This is a genomic window from Diaminobutyricibacter sp. McL0608 (genome assembly GCF_039613825.1).
In the GTDB taxonomy this organism is placed as follows: Bacteria; Actinomycetota; Actinomycetes; order Actinomycetales; family Microbacteriaceae; genus Diaminobutyricibacter.
The window spans coordinates 102,451-116,859 of sequence record NZ_CP154826.1 but is presented as its reverse complement, the minus strand read 5'-3'; the positions used below and the strand labels follow the sequence as shown (position 1 = coordinate 116,859).

The following is a 14,409-nucleotide window of genomic DNA, read 5'->3' as shown; positions in this document are numbered from 1 at the left end:
TCAACTGATTACGCGCCGCCTAGGGCAATTAGGCGCCGGGAGCGCACATTCCCTTGCCATTCCGGTGTCTACATAGAAAGCAGGGCCAACCGTAACGACAGGAGAAGCACAATGGGCAAGATCATTATCAGTGAGAACATCACTCTCGACGGAGTCAACCAAGACGAAGGCTTCAAACACACTGGCTGGTTTCAGCAGTACATCGGCGGGGACGGGGATGAGTGGTACAAGGTTCTGTTTGCCGAGGCGCAGCACGCCAAGGCCCTGCTGTTGGGGCGGCACACTGACGAATACTTCGGGTCACGCTGGAATTCGAGGACTGATGAATACGCGAACCTATTGAACGGTCTCCCTAAGTACGTCGTATCGTCGACCCTTGGCGACCCGGTATGGGTCAACTCGACGATTCTGAGGGGCCCCCTCCTTGCAGAAGTCTCCAAGCTGAAGCAAGAAATTGAGGGCGACGTTGTCGTTTACGGCAGCGGCCAACTCGCGCGTACGCTGATCGAAAACGATTTGGCCGACGAGCTGCGATTGATTGTCTTCCCGGTTGTCCTCGGAGTCGGCCAGCGCCTCTTCAGTGACCTCGGCGACAAAAGGCGGGTTAGCCTGATCGAGGCCAAAGGCATCGGAGAGAACCTCGGGTACGTTCGATACGAGATCGGCGCCCACGAGAACGTCCGCGGCACCGCGGAGCTGCTGTGAGCACACGGTCATTCGACGTCGAGACCTAGCGCAGACATCGACCAGTCGGTCATGGCCCATCCGGCCTCCAGGCCCGAATTGCCTGCCACGCCAGACCTGCCGCGCTGGCGAGGCACCCACCGGAGCAGTCCGACTCTCGTTAGGCTGCGCGGGCACCGTGGAGGAAGACGGAGGTGACTGCTGCGGCGGTCTCCTCGACGCCTCGACGACCGCTCGCCGTTGCGCCCAGCGCTGCTTTGATGAGTCCAGAGAACAGGTCGATCTGCACGTCGAAGGGGAGGTCGCTCCTCAAAGAGCCTTCAGCGATCCCTCGGCGGAAGAGAGCACGCATCGGCTCGGTTACCCTGGCGTCGAAGTCGGGATAGGTGGCGCTGTACATGACGCTGTCTTCACTGAGCGCGACAAACTTTTTGCCAGTTGCAAGGAGAGCACGTGCAAGGCGACCGAAACCCTCCTCGATCGGGACCGAGTCGAGCTTGGATTCCTCGATCCGTGCCGCGAGCTCCTGAACGCTCGCCGCAGCCATTGCCCTGAGCAACTCCTCGCGATTTGTGAAATAGCGGTAAAGCGTTGCGCGGCCGATCCCGGCCGTAGCCGCGATTTCATCCATGCTCGCAGCCTCGCCACGCTCAGCGAGGACGGTCGCAGCACTGTCGATGATTGCAGCTGTGGTTCGGAGGCGTGCGCCGTCGCTCTTGCTCATGTCTCCGATCCCACAATTGGTTGTGCCCAGACTATATCGCCTGTAGACCGCCGCGTTTCAACATGAGACACTAATGTCTCAACCTAACAATCATTCGGAGACCCAATGTTTGCACGCGTTCAAACCGTTCACCAACCCGCTGAGAAGCTCGACGCCCTGGCCAAGCTGGCCGCGGAACAAGTTGCCACAGCGTCCGCACTCCCTGGGTTCAGAGACTTCTTCTACCTCGTCGATCACGACAATGGTAAGGCCCTCGTTGTCTCCTTCTGGGAGACGGAGGCCGACCTACGTCATCTTGAGGCGAACAATGCATCGGTGCGTGAGAAGGTAAAGGTCGAGTCCCGGCTCGACTCGCCTCTTTCCGAAATATTCGAGGTGGCCTTCAGATCGTAACGAGACCGTCCGCCCAAAAATCCTCCGACGAGCCCGTGAGGACTGACAGCTGTAACGAACCGGGTCACACCACGGCAGCTTCCCTGCATAGGACTTTCGTACTTCGATTCCCGGGATCTCTTCCTCTGCCGGTCGTTTCCACTGCGTAGCGTGAGGAGCGAAGGAAGCAGGCTACTTATGACTGAAACTCTTATCCCAACCTCTCGCGAGCGGGAGCGCTTCCGCAGGTCCCGTCGGCTTCGGCGCGCCGGTACCCTCGCGGCGGCATCCATCGCGGCCGCCGCCATATGGGTTGTCGCCGTTTCCGGCGCACGCGTCAAGCTTGACGTCCACTTCGGAACTTCGACGCAGGCCGTGGGCCTCGCATCCATCCTCATCGTGCCTTTCATCGCCGGCGGAGCCGGGTGGGCCCTCCTCGCGATACTGGAGCGGATGACTCCGAGGGCTCGTTCGATATGGATCATCCTCGGCTGGAGCATCTTGGTGCTGTCCGTGTTGGGCCCGCTCTCTCTCGGGGTCGGTGCGAGCAGTGCGGTGACGTTGATCACGATGCACATCGTCGTCGGGGTGACGCTGATCTTCGGATTGACCCGCTTTGCGACGCCCGGTGGCGAGTAGTTTGAGTTCCCAGCCGGTATGGCGTGACGGAGGGATGGCATGAGACTTCTCGACAGCGATACGTGCGTGCACTCCGAGGCGGAGCCCGCGATGGAGTGGATTGCCGGGCATGCAGGGCCGTGGCTCGCCCTGATCTGGGCGCCCGTACTTCTGATCGCTCCGCTGATCGATGCAATCGCGGGTCGGGAACCGGACCGGGCCGGCGTCCTGATCGGGATCGGAGTCGTGTTCGCCGTTACCGTCTGGCTTCCGTTCCGGCCCCCGCGTTCGCGCCGCTGGTGGGGGTCGGAGATGGTCTACGGCGCGCTGCTTGCACTTTGCACGTTCTATCTTGTGTTCTTCGAGGCCGACCGCGAGTCTATCTTCCCGATTCTGGCCATCGCGGCTGCAGTGGCGATTCGGCAACATTGGGCGCTCAGTCTCATCACTGCGTTGGCGGTCTCTGGAGCGTTCGCGGCCGGCGCAGGAGAGGGATCGCTGGACGCTGGTGTGTTCCTCGGGGTCGCGACCTTCATGGCAGGGACCGGCATCTTTGTGATTCACTACCTGGTCCGGGTGATCGCTGACCTCACCCAGACGCGCGAGCGATTGGCGGCGTCCGCGGTGGCGGACGAACGCCTGCGATTCTCCCGTGACCTCCACGACGTGCTCGGCCATACCCTATCCCTGATCGTGGTCCAGGCCGAAGCAGTCCGGCGGCTGCTGGGGAGGGACGAGCGCGCCGCCGCTGCGCACGCCCGAGACATCGAGACGATCGGCCGCCAGGCGCTGAACGAGGTCCGAGAAGCCGTCACCGGATACCGCGCGCTCCGTTGCGCCGAGGAGCTCGCCAACGCAAAATCGGCGCTGTCGGTGGCCGGCGTCCGGCTGAGCATGTCACAGCCTCCGCCGGGGTTGAGCGTGTCCATCGACTCGTTGCTCGGCCGGATCGTACGCGAGAGCACCACGAACGTCCTCCGTCACGCTTACGCCGACCGGTGTGTGATCTCCATCACGAGCGATCGGGGCGCCGTGCGGATCGAGGTGTCGGATGATGGAACCAGTGCACGGGGGCTCGACTCGGTGACGCTCGGGAACGGATTGATCGGCCTGCGTGAACGGGTCCAGGCGCTCGGCGGCGACTTCGCCGCGACGCCGACGGATGCCGGGTTCCGGGTTGCCGCCTCTCTTCCGGCCCTAGTGTCATCCCGAGCGCACTGATGCCTGATCGGCCCACTGCAACGAGGGTGCTGATCGCCGAAGACCAGGGCATGATGCGATCGGCACTCGCGACACTGCTCGACCTCGAGGACGACCTGCAGGTTGTCGCGACAATCGCCCGCGGCGACGAAGTGGCGACAATGGTGGGGCGCCTGCGGCCTGATGTGGTCCTTCTCGACATCGAGCTACCCGGCCGAAGCGGGCTAGACATCTTGCCGGAACTCGCAGTTATGCACCCCGACTGCATCGTCGTCGTCGTAACCACCTTTGCCCGGCCTGGCTATCTGCGGCGTGCTCTTGCAGCCGGCGCACGAGGCTTCCTGGTCAAAGACGATCCGGTCGAGGAGTTGGCTGCCTCAATTCGGCGAGCGGTGGCCGGCGAAGTCGTGGTTGATCCGGTGCTGGCGGCACAGGCGCTCAGTGCCAGCCCGAACCCACTGAACGAGCGGGAGCTGCAGGTGCTCGCCTGCTCTGCCGACGGGACGACTATCGCCGACATCGCCCGCACGCTACGTCTGTCGACGAGCACTGTCCGCAACTACCTCTCGTCCGCCATAGGCAAGACCGACTCCCGGAACCGCAGCGAAGCACTGAGCAAGGCCCGCGACGCGGGCTGGCTGTGATCGAAAGATAGGAGAGGAAATGGCGCTTGGGTATCTGGAAACGGTGCTTCCGGTGGCACTGTTCACCGCGGCGGTGTTGTGGCCTCCGCGAAGGCCGGCCGGGGTCGCCCGTTTCGTGTTCTTTCTGACCCATCTGTTCAACGAGGCCCCGGTGATCGGCTGGGCGTGGCTCCTGATCGGCACTTCGCTGGCAGTCGCCGGTGACCAACTGGCGTCTGTGGGCGGCGCAGCCGTCGCCGCTCTCGCTGTGCTCACGGCAGCCGGGTTGATCGAGGTGACGCGTCGTGGGCTGCGGTCCGGCCGCGCTGTAGAGGATGCGCTGAACGGTGCGTTCAGCCCGGCGGTGGAACCGCCCAGCCGACACTCACGGCTGCTGCATGCGTTGCGCCGCATTCGCGAGGTGCTGCTGCCTCTCCCGTGGCGGCCGAGGCGCGTGCGGCGCGTCCGCAACATTCGGTACGGTCCGCACGGCCGACACAACCAGCTCGACCTTTACCTCAGCCGCGACCAGAACGCCGGTCCGCGTCCGATTCTGATCCACTTTCATGGCGGCCACTATCAGGTCGGCGCGAAGAGCCGCGAAGCCCTACCTCTGCTGCACAGCTTCGCCTCGCAAGGCTGGCTGTGCATCAGCGCGAACTACCGCCTGGGCGCGGCCGGTCGCTTCCCGAACGCCCTGATCGACGCTAAGCAAGTAATCGCGTGGGTGCGATCTGCGGCGGCCGAGAGCTTCCACCCGGATCCCGGCACCCTCATCGTTGCAGGAAGCTCTGCCGGCGCCCACCTAGCGGCGATAGCGGCACTCACCATCAACGACCCCATTTACCAACCCGGATTCGAACGCGCCGAAACCACGGTCACTGGCGCCGTTTGCCTTTACGGCTACTACGGTGCCCTCGGAACGAACGATGCGGCGCCGTCCTCGCCGCACGATCACATCCGGCGCGACGCGCCACCATTCATGATTGTTCACGGCGCCGAGGACACGCTTGTGCCGCTTCGATTCGCGAGGGCCTTCGCCGATCAGCTCGCCGCCACGTCGTCGAGTCCGGTCGTCTATCTGAGCCTGCCCGGAACGCTTCACTCCTTCGACCTGCTCCACTCTCCGCGCTTTGACAACGTCATCGACGGCATCGATACGTTCGCGAGTTCACTACTCAGCGTGGTCACAGACTCTTGACTCGGCACCCTCGGGCCAAGGAATGCGGAGACCGATGTGACGTCCAACGCGGCCGGACTAGGCGCCCAAGAAGCGCCCAGTTCTGGTGCTGGCGGGTGTCTATCTGGAGAGAGGACTTGTAATGACCCGTGAGATGCAGCCACTTTTGGACCGTGCGCGTGCAGGCGACGGCCAAGCATTCGGGCAGCTGGTCGAACCGTACCGGCGCGAATTGGAAGTGCACTGCTATCGAATGCTCGGCTCGTTACAGGACGCGGAGGACGCCGTACAGGAGACCTTCCTTGCCGCGTGGCGCGGCTTGGACGGCTTCCAGGAGCGTTCGTCACTGCGCACCTGGCTGTATCGAATTGCGACGAACCGCTGTCTCAATATGCGGCGAGCCAGCCGTCGACGTGCCCCGAAGGATTGGGACGTTGACGGCGTGCAGCCTCCCGCTCCGAGTCGGCTGGGAGATGTGGTCTGGCTTGAGCCGCTCCCCGAACACTTCCTACAGGAATTGCCCGCTTCGACGCTCGGTCCGGAAGCCCGCTTCGAAATCCTGGAGTCGGTCTCGCTGGCGTTCATAACTGCGCTCCAGCTCCTTCCGCCGCGCCAACTGGCCGTCCTGCTTCTGCGCGACGTGCTCGGGTTCCCGGCCAGCGCGGTCGCCGAAATGCTCGACACGACCGGCGGCTCCGTCAACAGTGCCTTAACGCGCGCAAGGGGCGCCCTGGAGCGGCACCGAACGGATCGCGGCGTCGGGCTGACACCTGCACCTCCAGTTCATTCGCCCGAGGAACGGGCTCTGCTTGCAAAGTTCCTTCATGCGTACGGCAATTCGGACGTAGAGGAGCTCGTCGCTCTGTTGACCGACACCGCGTTCATTACGATGCCGCCGTTGCCCCTCGAATACCTTGGACGCCAAGCGATCCACCGCTTCTGGTCACTTTTCCTCTCAGCGGACCACCGCTACGTCCTCGTGCCCACTCGTGCCAACGGGCAGCCAGCCTTCGGGGTGTACCTCGAAACGCCGGACGGGGCGCGGCGCGGTAGCGGACTCTTTGTCCTCACCCTCAGCGGTGATCGGATCGGCGCCGTCACCCGCTTCGAGAGCTCGGTGTTCGAGTCGTTCCGCCTGCCCCGGGTTCTCTAGGCGCCCACTTAGAACGCATGGTCCACGCAAGATCCGCTCCTACCTCAGGGCTTGGCCGACGACGCCGGACAGCAGCCGGCTGAGGCGTCGCGGTATCCTTCGGGAAGGGTGCACAATCGGCACCGCCTCAGCCTGGCCGGCCAAAGACGCGCCCGACCGCCGAACGCTTCCTGAACTTATGGAACGACCTGGTCACACAAGAGCTGAGCGAGCTGACCAGCCGAACTTAGACCGGCCCGACCGTCGGGTCGGCGCGTGTGAGCGTCAGCTGTGCTAGCAGCACCGTCACGGCCGATGCGCCTTTAGCCGCGAGCCAGAGGGCCGGTGAGCTTGACTGTTGTTGCCATTGCACGGGCCAGCTGGGCGGAACGGAGAGACAAGGGCGAAACGCAATCCAGGGCACCACGAAGGACCAAGCTGATGGAGTTACGTGGCAAAGGGAAGTGCTCAGAGAAGCGATACGCAGGGTAAAGCCAGAAGGGTGGCCCCGATGCACTTAGACATTGCCAGAATAGGCCTGTCCGGCCCTGCGACGGTGGGACTATTTCCCAATACGCCTCAATTGTGGTCAAACAGAGCGTAAAAGCATTGATCGCAGTCAACAAAAATAGCTTCCGACCAGCATCTTATGGCGGAGACGGTGGGATTTGAACCCACGGAACCCTGTAAAGGGTTCTCCACCTTAGCAGGGTGGTGCACTAGGCCGAACTATGCGACGTCTCCAGCGCGACCGGCTCGCGGACGCACGACAGCAATCATAACGGACGCCGCGCCCAACACCGGACAGCGTTCTTTCAGGCGGCCGCCGCGTGGCCCGTGCCCGCCAGAGCCCCCAGACCTCAGATCCCGAGCGCCCCGCTGTACCCGCTGTCGTAGTAGTACTGCAGGATCGACGAGGTCAGGTTGATGCTCCACACGATCGCGATGATCAGCGAGACGACGGTGACGCCGATGAGCCACCAGATCGGCGTGAGGCCACGCGGCCGGGCGACCTTGTGCACGATGACGGTGCGTCCGATGACGTAGACGAGCGCAGAGAGAAACGACCACGCCCAGTGGAACGGCCGCTCGACGCCCGACCGTTTCAGTTCCCGGTAGTCGAGCCAGGAGAACAGCACAGTCACCGCCCAGAGCACCCAGCTGAGCGCTCCGACGGCGAGCGAGACGACGAGGATCGCGGTCGTCGCCCGCGCAAGGTCGGCACTCGTTCCGAGCGGATTGAACTCGAAGACGCTCGGAGAGAAGAGGAACAGCAGCGGGATGGACAGGAACGGCACCGCGATGACGAGCCAGATGTACACGTTGTAGACCGGCGTCGTTTCGGGCAGCCTGGGCCGCTCTCCGGGAAGCGGGACACCCGGCCCCGCCTGCGGGAGCGGCGCGTAGTGGTCGGTCCAGTCGTGGCCGTTCCACCAGCGGAGCCTCGCGACCCCTGTGGGGTCGGGAAGCCAGCCGGGTGGGGTCGGGCTGCCGGTTCGTGCATCCGTCATCGCTTCGTCCTTTCCGTGAAACGGCTTCACTGGTTGTTGAGCGTACGCCCCTTGGAGCAGGTCATCTGTGCCGCGGTCTGGCCGGTGGCCGCATCCGGAAGAACCGTCGCGCCGTCTGTCGCAGACGGGTTCGGCGTCGCGGAGGCGACAGGCGGCGCAGACGCGCCAGGCGTCGGAGTCTGCACGACGGAGCCGATGTCACCCGGTCCGGTTCCACCCGACAGCACGACCGGCCGGTCCGCCTTGAGGGCGGCGACCAGCGCATCCGCCGCCTCCGGGATCGGCTTGACGCCACCATCCGAAACGCCTGTCGGGTACTGGATGAACACCACCTTGTCGAGGTCGATGTCTTTCAGCGCCAGCCCGATCTGCACCATCCGGTCGAGATTGTTGAGGCTGTCGGAGAGCTGCATGTTGCTCACCGCGGCCTTCGCGAGCGCATACAGCCTGACCGGGTTGGCGAGAGTGTCTGCGCTTTTGATGGTGCGCACGAGCGACGAGAGGAACACCTGCTGGTTGCTGATGCGCCCGAGGTCGGAGCCGTCGCCGACGCCGTACCGGGTGCGCAGGAACTGGAGTGCCGCCATCCCGCTGAGCGTGTGCATTCCGGGATCGAGGAACGTGTTGGTGTGGCGGTCCTCGATCTTGTCGGCGACGCAGACGGGCACGCCTCCCACCGCGTTCGACATGGCGATGACGCCCGAGAACTGGATGAGGGCGGCGAACTGGATGTCCAGGCCGGTCAGCTGTGCCACCGTCTCCACCGTGCACGGCAGACCGCCATAGGTGAGGGTCGTGTTGATCTTCTGCGACGACATCGCAGAGAAACTGCCGCCCTTCGGGTCAGGGCAGGAGGGGATGCGCACGAACATGTCCCGGGGGAAGCTCACGACGGTCGCGTTCTTGTGGTCCTGCGAGATGTGTAGCAGCATCGTGACGTCGTTGAGCACGCCTTCCGCATCCGCCCCCGTTCCGAACACCGCATCCTGGCCCTGGCGGCTGTCGCTGCCGACGAGAAGCAGGTTGACCCCGCCGTCGATGGCGCCGATCTGCGGGATGGGACCCGCGGTCGTCTCGCTGACCAGGTGAACCGACGGTTTCACGCTGCGACTGACGTCCCAGAGTGCGATGGTGGCGACGGATGCTCCACTCACCAGCACGACCGCCAGCGTCGCCGCGAGAACTTTGAACACTGTCGCGACGGCGCCGCCCGACTTCAGGCGCCCATGACGCGCGATGGTCGGCGGCGTCTCATCTCCCTCGTCCATCGTTCCACAATCATAGGGTCACGCCCGATTGCGATGGATGCGATTGGCGGGCGGGCGTGTTCACTGACGGGATGCGGTCCAGCGCGTCTCGCTGCCCGCTATCGGCCTAAGAGCGGAGCTCCAGCCGACGCCGCTCGAAATACGCGATCTCGGCGGAGTTCTCCGCGAGCGCGCTCGCGGCACCGTATGCTTCCCGCGCTTCGGTGCCCCGGCCAAGACGTCCGAGCAACAGCGCCCGGGCAGCGTGGAAGGGGTGGTACCCGTTGAGCTCGTCCGCGAGCCGGTCGACCAGCGCGAGTCCCAGGTCGGGGCCGTCGCATTCGCCGACCGCGATGGCCCGGTTGAGCTGCACGATCGGAGAAGGGTCGAGCCGCGCCAGCTGATCGTAGAGTGCGACGACCTGCGTCCAGTCGGTCGCGGTGCCGTCGGTGTGCACCGCGTTGATCGCGGCCAACAGCTGATATCGCCCAGGCGCGATACCGGAAGCCAGCCGCTCCCGGACCAGGTCGTGCCCCTCGGTGATGAGCGCGGCATCCCACAAGGCCCTGTCCTGCTCGGCCAGCGGGACCAGCTCACCCGACGGTGAGACGCGCGCCCTACGACGCGCCTCGGTCAGCAGCATCAGCCCCAGCATCCCGGTGATCTCGCCGTTCGCCGGCAGCAGCCCGCGCAGCATCCGGGTGAGGCGGATCGCCTCCGCCGTAAGCTCCTCGCGCACCGGCTCAGTATCGGCGCCCGACGCCAGGTAGCCCTCGTTGAAGATCAGGAACAGCACGGCCAGCACCCCCGACACCCGGGCGGGCAGATCGACAGCGGCGGGCATGCGGTAGGGGATGCCGCTCGCCGTGATCTTCGATTTCGCGCGTGTGATGCGGGCGCCCATCGTCGTGTCCTGCACGAAGAACGCGTTGGCGATCTCCGGTACGGTCAGGCCGCCGACCATGCGGAGCGTCAAGGCGATCCGCGCCTCCATCGCGAGCGCCGGATGGCAGCAGATGAAGATCAGCCGCAGTCGATCGTCGTCGATCACGCCGAGGGGCTCCTGCTCCGTGTCGTACACGAGCATCGCCTCCCTGTGTCTGGCGTCGCGCGTGCTCTCGCGCCTGATCCTGTCGATCGCCTTCCGCGTCGCCGTCGTCGTCAGCCACGCGCCCGGTGCCGGCGGGATGCCGTCCTCCGGCCACCGCTCTGCTGCGGTCGCGAAGGCTTCCGCGGCTGCGTCCTCTGCGGTGTCGAGGTTGCCGAACCGCTTGGCGAGCGTCGCGACGACCCGCGCCCACTCCTCACGGTGGGCACGGATCAGTGCGTCGCGGACGTCGCTCACTCGGGCGGCGGAAGAACCGGGCGAATCTCGAGGCGGCGGTTGCAGGCTCGCGAGCCCTCTGCCATCAGCTCCAGGGCGACGTCCAGGTCGGGGGCCTCGATGATCCAGAAACCCGCTGCCCACTCCTTCGCTTCCACGAACGGGCCGTCAGTGAATACCGGCTCGTCGCCGCGGCCGTCGATGACGGTCGATGCGGTCGGGTCGGCCAGGCCGGCCGCGAACACCCAGTTCCCGCCGGCCACCAGCTTCTCGTTGAACACGTCGATCGCGGCAGCCTCTTCGTCGGTTCCTGACTCGCTGCGCCCGTCGATGACGTTGACCAAGTACTGCATGTCGTCGATCCTCTCACTCCGCGTAGACGGGGCGGCCGCCCACGCTGTAGGTGAGTGCGACGATCCCGGTGCCGAACACCGTCGAATCCTTCAGCTCCAGCCCGAAATCCAGGCCGTCCTGCGGGAAGAAGCGCCTGCCTTCCCCGACGATCACCGGGAACTGGACGAGGTTCAGCTCATCGACCAGCTCGTTCTCCAGGAGCCAGCGGGCGAGCGCAGCACTGCCGACGAGCAGGAGCTCGCCATCCTGCTTGGCCTTGAGTTCGCGAATCTCGGCGGCGATGTCACCCGCGATCACGGTGGTGTGCTCCCAGGCCGGATCGGTCAGCGTGTTCGAGACCACGTACTTCGGCTTGGAGCTGATCGCCTCACCGAACCAACCGTCGTCGCTCCTGGCCCCCCAGAACGTTTCGAACAGGCCGAACGTCCTGCGGCCGAGCATGAAGGCATCCGGACGGCGCCAGGTATCGAGGATGTACTGGGTAGCATCCTTGTCGTCGAACGAGAGCGCCCAGCCGCCGCGCGTGAATCCGGGGTCCATCTCCTCGTTGTTCCCGCCATTCGCCTGGGCGACTCCGTCCAGGGTGACCTGCAGGCTGATCGTGAGTTTCATAGTGAGTTCCTTTCTCTCACCACTGCAACGAACGCGGAAGGGGCATTTCGACAGCGGCGGCGGATTTTCCGCGCGGCAGGGAATCGGATCGAGACTGCGATCGTGCCCCGACTTCCCGAGGACGCGCGACTCCGCTGCACCCACACCGGAGAGCTAGCGGCCTTGCCGCAGGGTTCGAAAGAAGTCTCGAATGTCCGGCACAAGGAGGTCTGGTGCTTCCATGGCTGGGAAGTGGCCGCCGCGGTCGAATTCGGACCAGTGCACCACGTTGTGGCCGCGCTCGGCGATGCGCCGCACTCCCCCATCGCCGGGGAACACGGCGACACCGTGCGGGAGCGGCGCATACGGGAGGGTGGCTCCCCATGCGTTCTGCCCCTCCTTGTAGAGGCGCGCGGACGAGGCCGCGGTCCGAGTGAACCAGTAGATGCTGACAGTGGTGAGCAGCTGCTCGATGTCGACCGCATCCTCCGGCAGATCGTGCGCCGGATCTGTCCACTCCTTGAACTTCTCGACGATCCATGCGAGTTGCCCCGAGGGCGAGTCATGCAGCCCGAATGCGAGGGTCTGCGGTCGTGTCGATTGGATCATCGCGTAGCCGGCGCGGTCCAGGTCCTGATACTGGGCGAGACGACCGAGCTCTGACGGACTGAGACCCTCGAACTCGGCCGGATCGCCGGTCGGGAAACCGAGCGCACCATTCACGTGCACGCCGAGGACATTCTCCGGCGCGATTCTTCCCAGAGCCGGAGAGATGACCGAGCCGCTGTCGGTGCCGTGGACACCGTATCGTTCGTAGCCGAGACGTGACATGAGTTCGACCCAGGCGCGGGCGATCCGCTCGAGGTCCCAACCCTGCTCGGTTGTCGGTCCGGAGAATCCGAACCCGGGAAGGGAGGGAATGACCAGGTGGAACGCGTCGGCCGGGTCTCCGCCGTGGGCGACCGGATCGGTCAGTGGTCCGATGGTCTTCTCGAACTCCGCGAACGTGCCCGGCCAACCGTGCGTCAGCATCAGCGGCATGGCACCCGGTTCGGCCGAGCACACATGGAGGAAGTGGATGTTCTGTCCGTCGATCTGGGTTGTGAACTGCGGGAACTCGTTGAGGCGCGCCTCCGCCTTCCGCCAGTCGTACCGGCTTCGCCAGTACTCGGCTCGAGCTTGTGCGTAGCTCACCGGCACACCGAAAGTCCAGCCGACGCCCGGCAGCTCGTCCGGCCAGCGCGTTGCCGCCAACCGGTTGTGCAGGTCGTCGAGTTGAGCCTGCGGTATCTCGATTCGGAAGGGATGGATCGTCGTGTCGCTGGTCATTACTCCACAGTAAGCAGCAATGCGGTCACTTTCTGTCCGCAATATCGATCGCGTACTGCCAGAGCGTGCTCTGGAGCTCAGCCATCCTCCCGAGTCACCTTGTGGGACAGGGCGCTGAGCCCCGCGCGCACATCGACATGGTTGAGGTAGAAGACGATCTCAAGCCCCTCTGGCGTGCGCCGGAGAATGTAAGTTGCCGCGGTCTCGAACTCTCCGCCACCCGCGATCGGACCGGCCCAGGTCGTCTCGGCGAGGACATAGTTATCGTCGAGAACCGTGTCGGTCAGGCTACGAAGCGTGAGGGGCCCGACGCCGGCCGCTTCAAACATCGCCTTTCGCTTCGGCAATGCCTGGGCGAGTTCGGCACGAACGACCGGCACGGCCCCGTTGGGGTCGGCACTCATGAACTCCGGGGCGAAACGAAGACGCTGGGCAAAGAAGTCGGACACTTCGGTACTGTTCGGCATTGCGAGACCCTCTCAGTGCGAGTGAACACGACGCGACACCTTTCGCAGGTTTCATCGAGCGGTGCGATGCCGTCGTGCGGAACGGGAGTCTACAGCGAAACAGACTCGAATCGTCAACCGGATTTATGTAAGGTATCTTACGTAAATTAGACCGACCGAGGAGGAGACGATCACGCACCCGGAATCCGATTCGCCCGCCCAGGACCTGCGTCTTGCCGTCGGGCGGGTCGCTCGTCGCCTCCGCCAGATCTGGGACTCCGGCGCCGAGCGGGACGGCATCTCCTTCACCGAAGGCGCCATCTTGACTCATCTTTTGCGCGAGGGTCCGAGTTCACCCACGACCCTTGCACGCAATGAACGCGTAACCTCTCAAGCCGTGGCCGCTCATCTCGCCAACCTCGAGGCGCGCGACCTCGTCAGCCGATCCCGCGACCCCCGTGACGGTCGCAAGGTCGTCGTGACAATATCGAGCCCCGGTCGGTCGGCACTCCGCGCACGCGAGGGGGTTGTCGTGGACAGCCTCACTCGCGCGCTGCAGGAGTTGACACGTTCAGAGCGCAAGGCGCTCTCCGACGCGGCTCCGCTGCTCGCCCTGCTGGCGGACCGGCTGTGAACCAGTTGAACCATCTCGATATTGACGCCACCATCCGGGAAAATCGGGTCTCGGCATCCACAGAATGAGGTCATCATGTTCGTAACACTCGCCTTCCACCACCCCCGCCCGGAGCACCTCGATGACTTTGCCGCGTTCATGAAACGCGTGGAAGATGGCATGCGCGGAACCGACGGCCTGCTCTCCCTCGAGTCCTTTCGGGATGATGGATCAGGGGACCTCGTGGCGATCGGCCGCTGGCAATCGGCCGCGCATGCCCGGGCGGGCGTGCCAAGACTTCTCTCAATCGGTGGACGCGCGGCGGACTGGACCGAACGACCCGACGACCTATACCAGCTCATCCAGACCGCCGAGTGATCTTCCGTGTGAATAAAGACCCGAGATGGCGAGATCTCGGGTCATCTTCCAGTGATCCACTGGGATCATGTGGTCACGTCAAT

The 14,409-nt window shown here is 64.6% G+C and carries 17 protein-coding genes and 1 tRNA gene; 9 read left to right on the top strand and 9 right to left on the bottom strand.

What is annotated here, in order from left to right; all coding sequences use genetic code 11:
- Positions 1–111 precede the first annotated feature (111 nt).
- Complete coding sequence (locus AAYO93_RS00520; protein WP_345763077.1) at positions 112–705, top strand: dihydrofolate reductase family protein; 594 nt, start codon at positions 112–114, stop codon at positions 703–705.
- A gap of 139 nt (positions 706–844) precedes the next feature.
- Here the strand turns inward: AAYO93_RS00520 and AAYO93_RS00515 are convergent, their stop codons facing one another.
- Complete coding sequence (locus AAYO93_RS00515) at positions 845–1,408, bottom strand: TetR/AcrR family transcriptional regulator (RefSeq protein WP_345763076.1); 564 nt, start codon at positions 1,406–1,408, stop codon at positions 845–847.
- A gap of 105 nt (positions 1,409–1,513) precedes the next feature.
- On the opposite strand from AAYO93_RS00515, the gene AAYO93_RS00510 reads away from it, so the two are divergent.
- The 6 genes from AAYO93_RS00510 to AAYO93_RS00485 all read left to right on the top strand — a co-directional run bounded on the left by AAYO93_RS00510 (position 1,514) and on the right by AAYO93_RS00485 (position 6,554).
- Positions 1,514–1,801: an antibiotic biosynthesis monooxygenase family protein gene (locus tag AAYO93_RS00510; RefSeq protein ID WP_345763075.1), complete on the top strand. Its 288-nt coding sequence runs from the start codon at positions 1,514–1,516 to the stop codon at positions 1,799–1,801.
- A 177-nt stretch (positions 1,802–1,978) separates the two neighbouring features.
- Positions 1,979–2,419: a DUF6069 family protein gene (locus tag AAYO93_RS00505; protein WP_345763074.1), complete on the top strand. Its 441-nt coding sequence runs from the start codon at positions 1,979–1,981 to the stop codon at positions 2,417–2,419.
- 39 nt (positions 2,420–2,458) lie between these two features.
- On the top strand, positions 2,459–3,619 hold the full coding sequence (locus AAYO93_RS00500; RefSeq protein ID WP_345763073.1) for a sensor histidine kinase: 1,161 nt from the start codon (positions 2,459–2,461) through the stop codon (positions 3,617–3,619).
- 26 nt (positions 3,620–3,645) lie between these two features.
- Positions 3,646–4,242, top strand: a complete 597-nt coding sequence (locus tag AAYO93_RS00495; protein ID WP_434056657.1) for a response regulator transcription factor — start codon at positions 3,646–3,648, stop codon at positions 4,240–4,242.
- A gap of 247 nt (positions 4,243–4,489) precedes the next feature.
- Complete coding sequence (locus tag AAYO93_RS00490; RefSeq protein WP_345763071.1) at positions 4,490–5,422, top strand: alpha/beta hydrolase; 933 nt, start codon at positions 4,490–4,492, stop codon at positions 5,420–5,422.
- Positions 5,423–5,543: 121 nt separating this feature from the next.
- Positions 5,544–6,554 (top strand): RNA polymerase subunit sigma-70, encoded by a 1,011-nt coding sequence (locus AAYO93_RS00485; protein WP_345763070.1) that lies wholly within the window; start codon positions 5,544–5,546, stop codon positions 6,552–6,554.
- A gap of 629 nt (positions 6,555–7,183) precedes the next feature.
- Here AAYO93_RS00485 and AAYO93_RS00480 read toward each other — a convergent pair.
- The 8 genes from AAYO93_RS00480 to AAYO93_RS00445 form a co-directional block, all read right to left on the bottom strand.
- Positions 7,184–7,277 (bottom strand) — tRNA-Ser (locus AAYO93_RS00480).
- A 116-nt stretch (positions 7,278–7,393) separates the two neighbouring features.
- Positions 7,394–8,044: a DUF2510 domain-containing protein gene (locus tag AAYO93_RS00475; protein WP_345763069.1), complete on the bottom strand. Its 651-nt coding sequence runs from the start codon at positions 8,042–8,044 to the stop codon at positions 7,394–7,396.
- A gap of 26 nt (positions 8,045–8,070) precedes the next feature.
- The gene (locus AAYO93_RS00470; protein ID WP_345763068.1) at positions 8,071–9,312 is read right to left on the bottom strand and encodes an LCP family protein; all 1,242 of its coding nucleotides are present in this window, start codon (positions 9,310–9,312) and stop codon (positions 8,071–8,073) included.
- Between the two features lie 106 nt (positions 9,313–9,418).
- Complete coding sequence (locus AAYO93_RS00465; protein WP_345763067.1) at positions 9,419–10,636, bottom strand: RNA polymerase sigma factor; 1,218 nt, start codon at positions 10,634–10,636, stop codon at positions 9,419–9,421.
- The gene (locus AAYO93_RS00460; protein WP_345763066.1) at positions 10,633–10,968 is read right to left on the bottom strand and encodes a YciI family protein; all 336 of its coding nucleotides are present in this window, start codon (positions 10,966–10,968) and stop codon (positions 10,633–10,635) included. The genes AAYO93_RS00465 and AAYO93_RS00460 overlap by 4 nt, the downstream gene beginning before the upstream one ends.
- A gap of 13 nt (positions 10,969–10,981) precedes the next feature.
- Positions 10,982–11,581, bottom strand: a complete 600-nt coding sequence (locus AAYO93_RS00455) for a dihydrofolate reductase family protein (protein ID WP_345763065.1) — start codon at positions 11,579–11,581, stop codon at positions 10,982–10,984.
- Between the two features lie 153 nt (positions 11,582–11,734).
- The gene (locus tag AAYO93_RS00450) at positions 11,735–12,889 is read right to left on the bottom strand and encodes an epoxide hydrolase family protein (RefSeq protein WP_345763064.1); all 1,155 of its coding nucleotides are present in this window, start codon (positions 12,887–12,889) and stop codon (positions 11,735–11,737) included.
- 77 nt (positions 12,890–12,966) lie between these two features.
- Complete coding sequence (locus AAYO93_RS00445) at positions 12,967–13,356, bottom strand: hypothetical protein (RefSeq protein WP_345763063.1); 390 nt, start codon at positions 13,354–13,356, stop codon at positions 12,967–12,969.
- A 301-nt stretch (positions 13,357–13,657) separates the two neighbouring features.
- Here AAYO93_RS00445 and AAYO93_RS00440 point away from each other — a divergent pair, with 301 nt between their 5' ends.
- Complete coding sequence (locus AAYO93_RS00440) at positions 13,658–13,969, top strand: MarR family winged helix-turn-helix transcriptional regulator (protein WP_345763062.1); 312 nt, start codon at positions 13,658–13,660, stop codon at positions 13,967–13,969.
- A gap of 75 nt (positions 13,970–14,044) precedes the next feature.
- The gene (locus tag AAYO93_RS00435; protein ID WP_345763061.1) at positions 14,045–14,326 is read left to right on the top strand and encodes an antibiotic biosynthesis monooxygenase family protein; all 282 of its coding nucleotides are present in this window, start codon (positions 14,045–14,047) and stop codon (positions 14,324–14,326) included.
- The last annotated feature ends 83 nt before the right edge of the window (positions 14,327–14,409 follow it).

Bases quoted from the DNA above. Each gene is read 5' to 3' on its own strand.
- AAYO93_RS00520 (WP_345763077.1), top strand. From the start codon at position 112: ATGGGCAAGATCATTATCAGTGAGAACATCACTCTCGACGGAGTCAAC.
- AAYO93_RS00515 (WP_345763076.1), bottom strand. From the start codon at position 1,408: ATGAGCAAGAGCGACGGCGCACGCCTCCGAACCACAGCTGCAATCATC.
- AAYO93_RS00510 (WP_345763075.1), top strand. From the start codon at position 1,514: ATGTTTGCACGCGTTCAAACCGTTCACCAACCCGCTGAGAAGCTCGAC.
- AAYO93_RS00505 (WP_345763074.1), top strand. From the start codon at position 1,979: ATGACTGAAACTCTTATCCCAACCTCTCGCGAGCGGGAGCGCTTCCGC.
- AAYO93_RS00500 (WP_345763073.1), top strand. From the start codon at position 2,459: ATGAGACTTCTCGACAGCGATACGTGCGTGCACTCCGAGGCGGAGCCC.
- AAYO93_RS00485 (WP_345763070.1), top strand. From the start codon at position 5,544: ATGACCCGTGAGATGCAGCCACTTTTGGACCGTGCGCGTGCAGGCGAC.
- AAYO93_RS00475 (WP_345763069.1), bottom strand. From the start codon at position 8,044: ATGACGGATGCACGAACCGGCAGCCCGACCCCACCCGGCTGGCTTCCC.
- AAYO93_RS00470 (WP_345763068.1), bottom strand. From the start codon at position 9,312: ATGGACGAGGGAGATGAGACGCCGCCGACCATCGCGCGTCATGGGCGC.
- AAYO93_RS00460 (WP_345763066.1), bottom strand. From the start codon at position 10,968: ATGCAGTACTTGGTCAACGTCATCGACGGGCGCAGCGAGTCAGGAACC.
- AAYO93_RS00455 (WP_345763065.1), bottom strand. From the start codon at position 11,581: ATGAAACTCACGATCAGCCTGCAGGTCACCCTGGACGGAGTCGCCCAG.
- AAYO93_RS00450 (WP_345763064.1), bottom strand. From the start codon at position 12,889: ATGACCAGCGACACGACGATCCATCCCTTCCGAATCGAGATACCGCAG.
- AAYO93_RS00445 (WP_345763063.1), bottom strand. From the start codon at position 13,356: ATGCCGAACAGTACCGAAGTGTCCGACTTCTTTGCCCAGCGTCTTCGT.
- AAYO93_RS00435 (WP_345763061.1), top strand. From the start codon at position 14,045: ATGTTCGTAACACTCGCCTTCCACCACCCCCGCCCGGAGCACCTCGAT.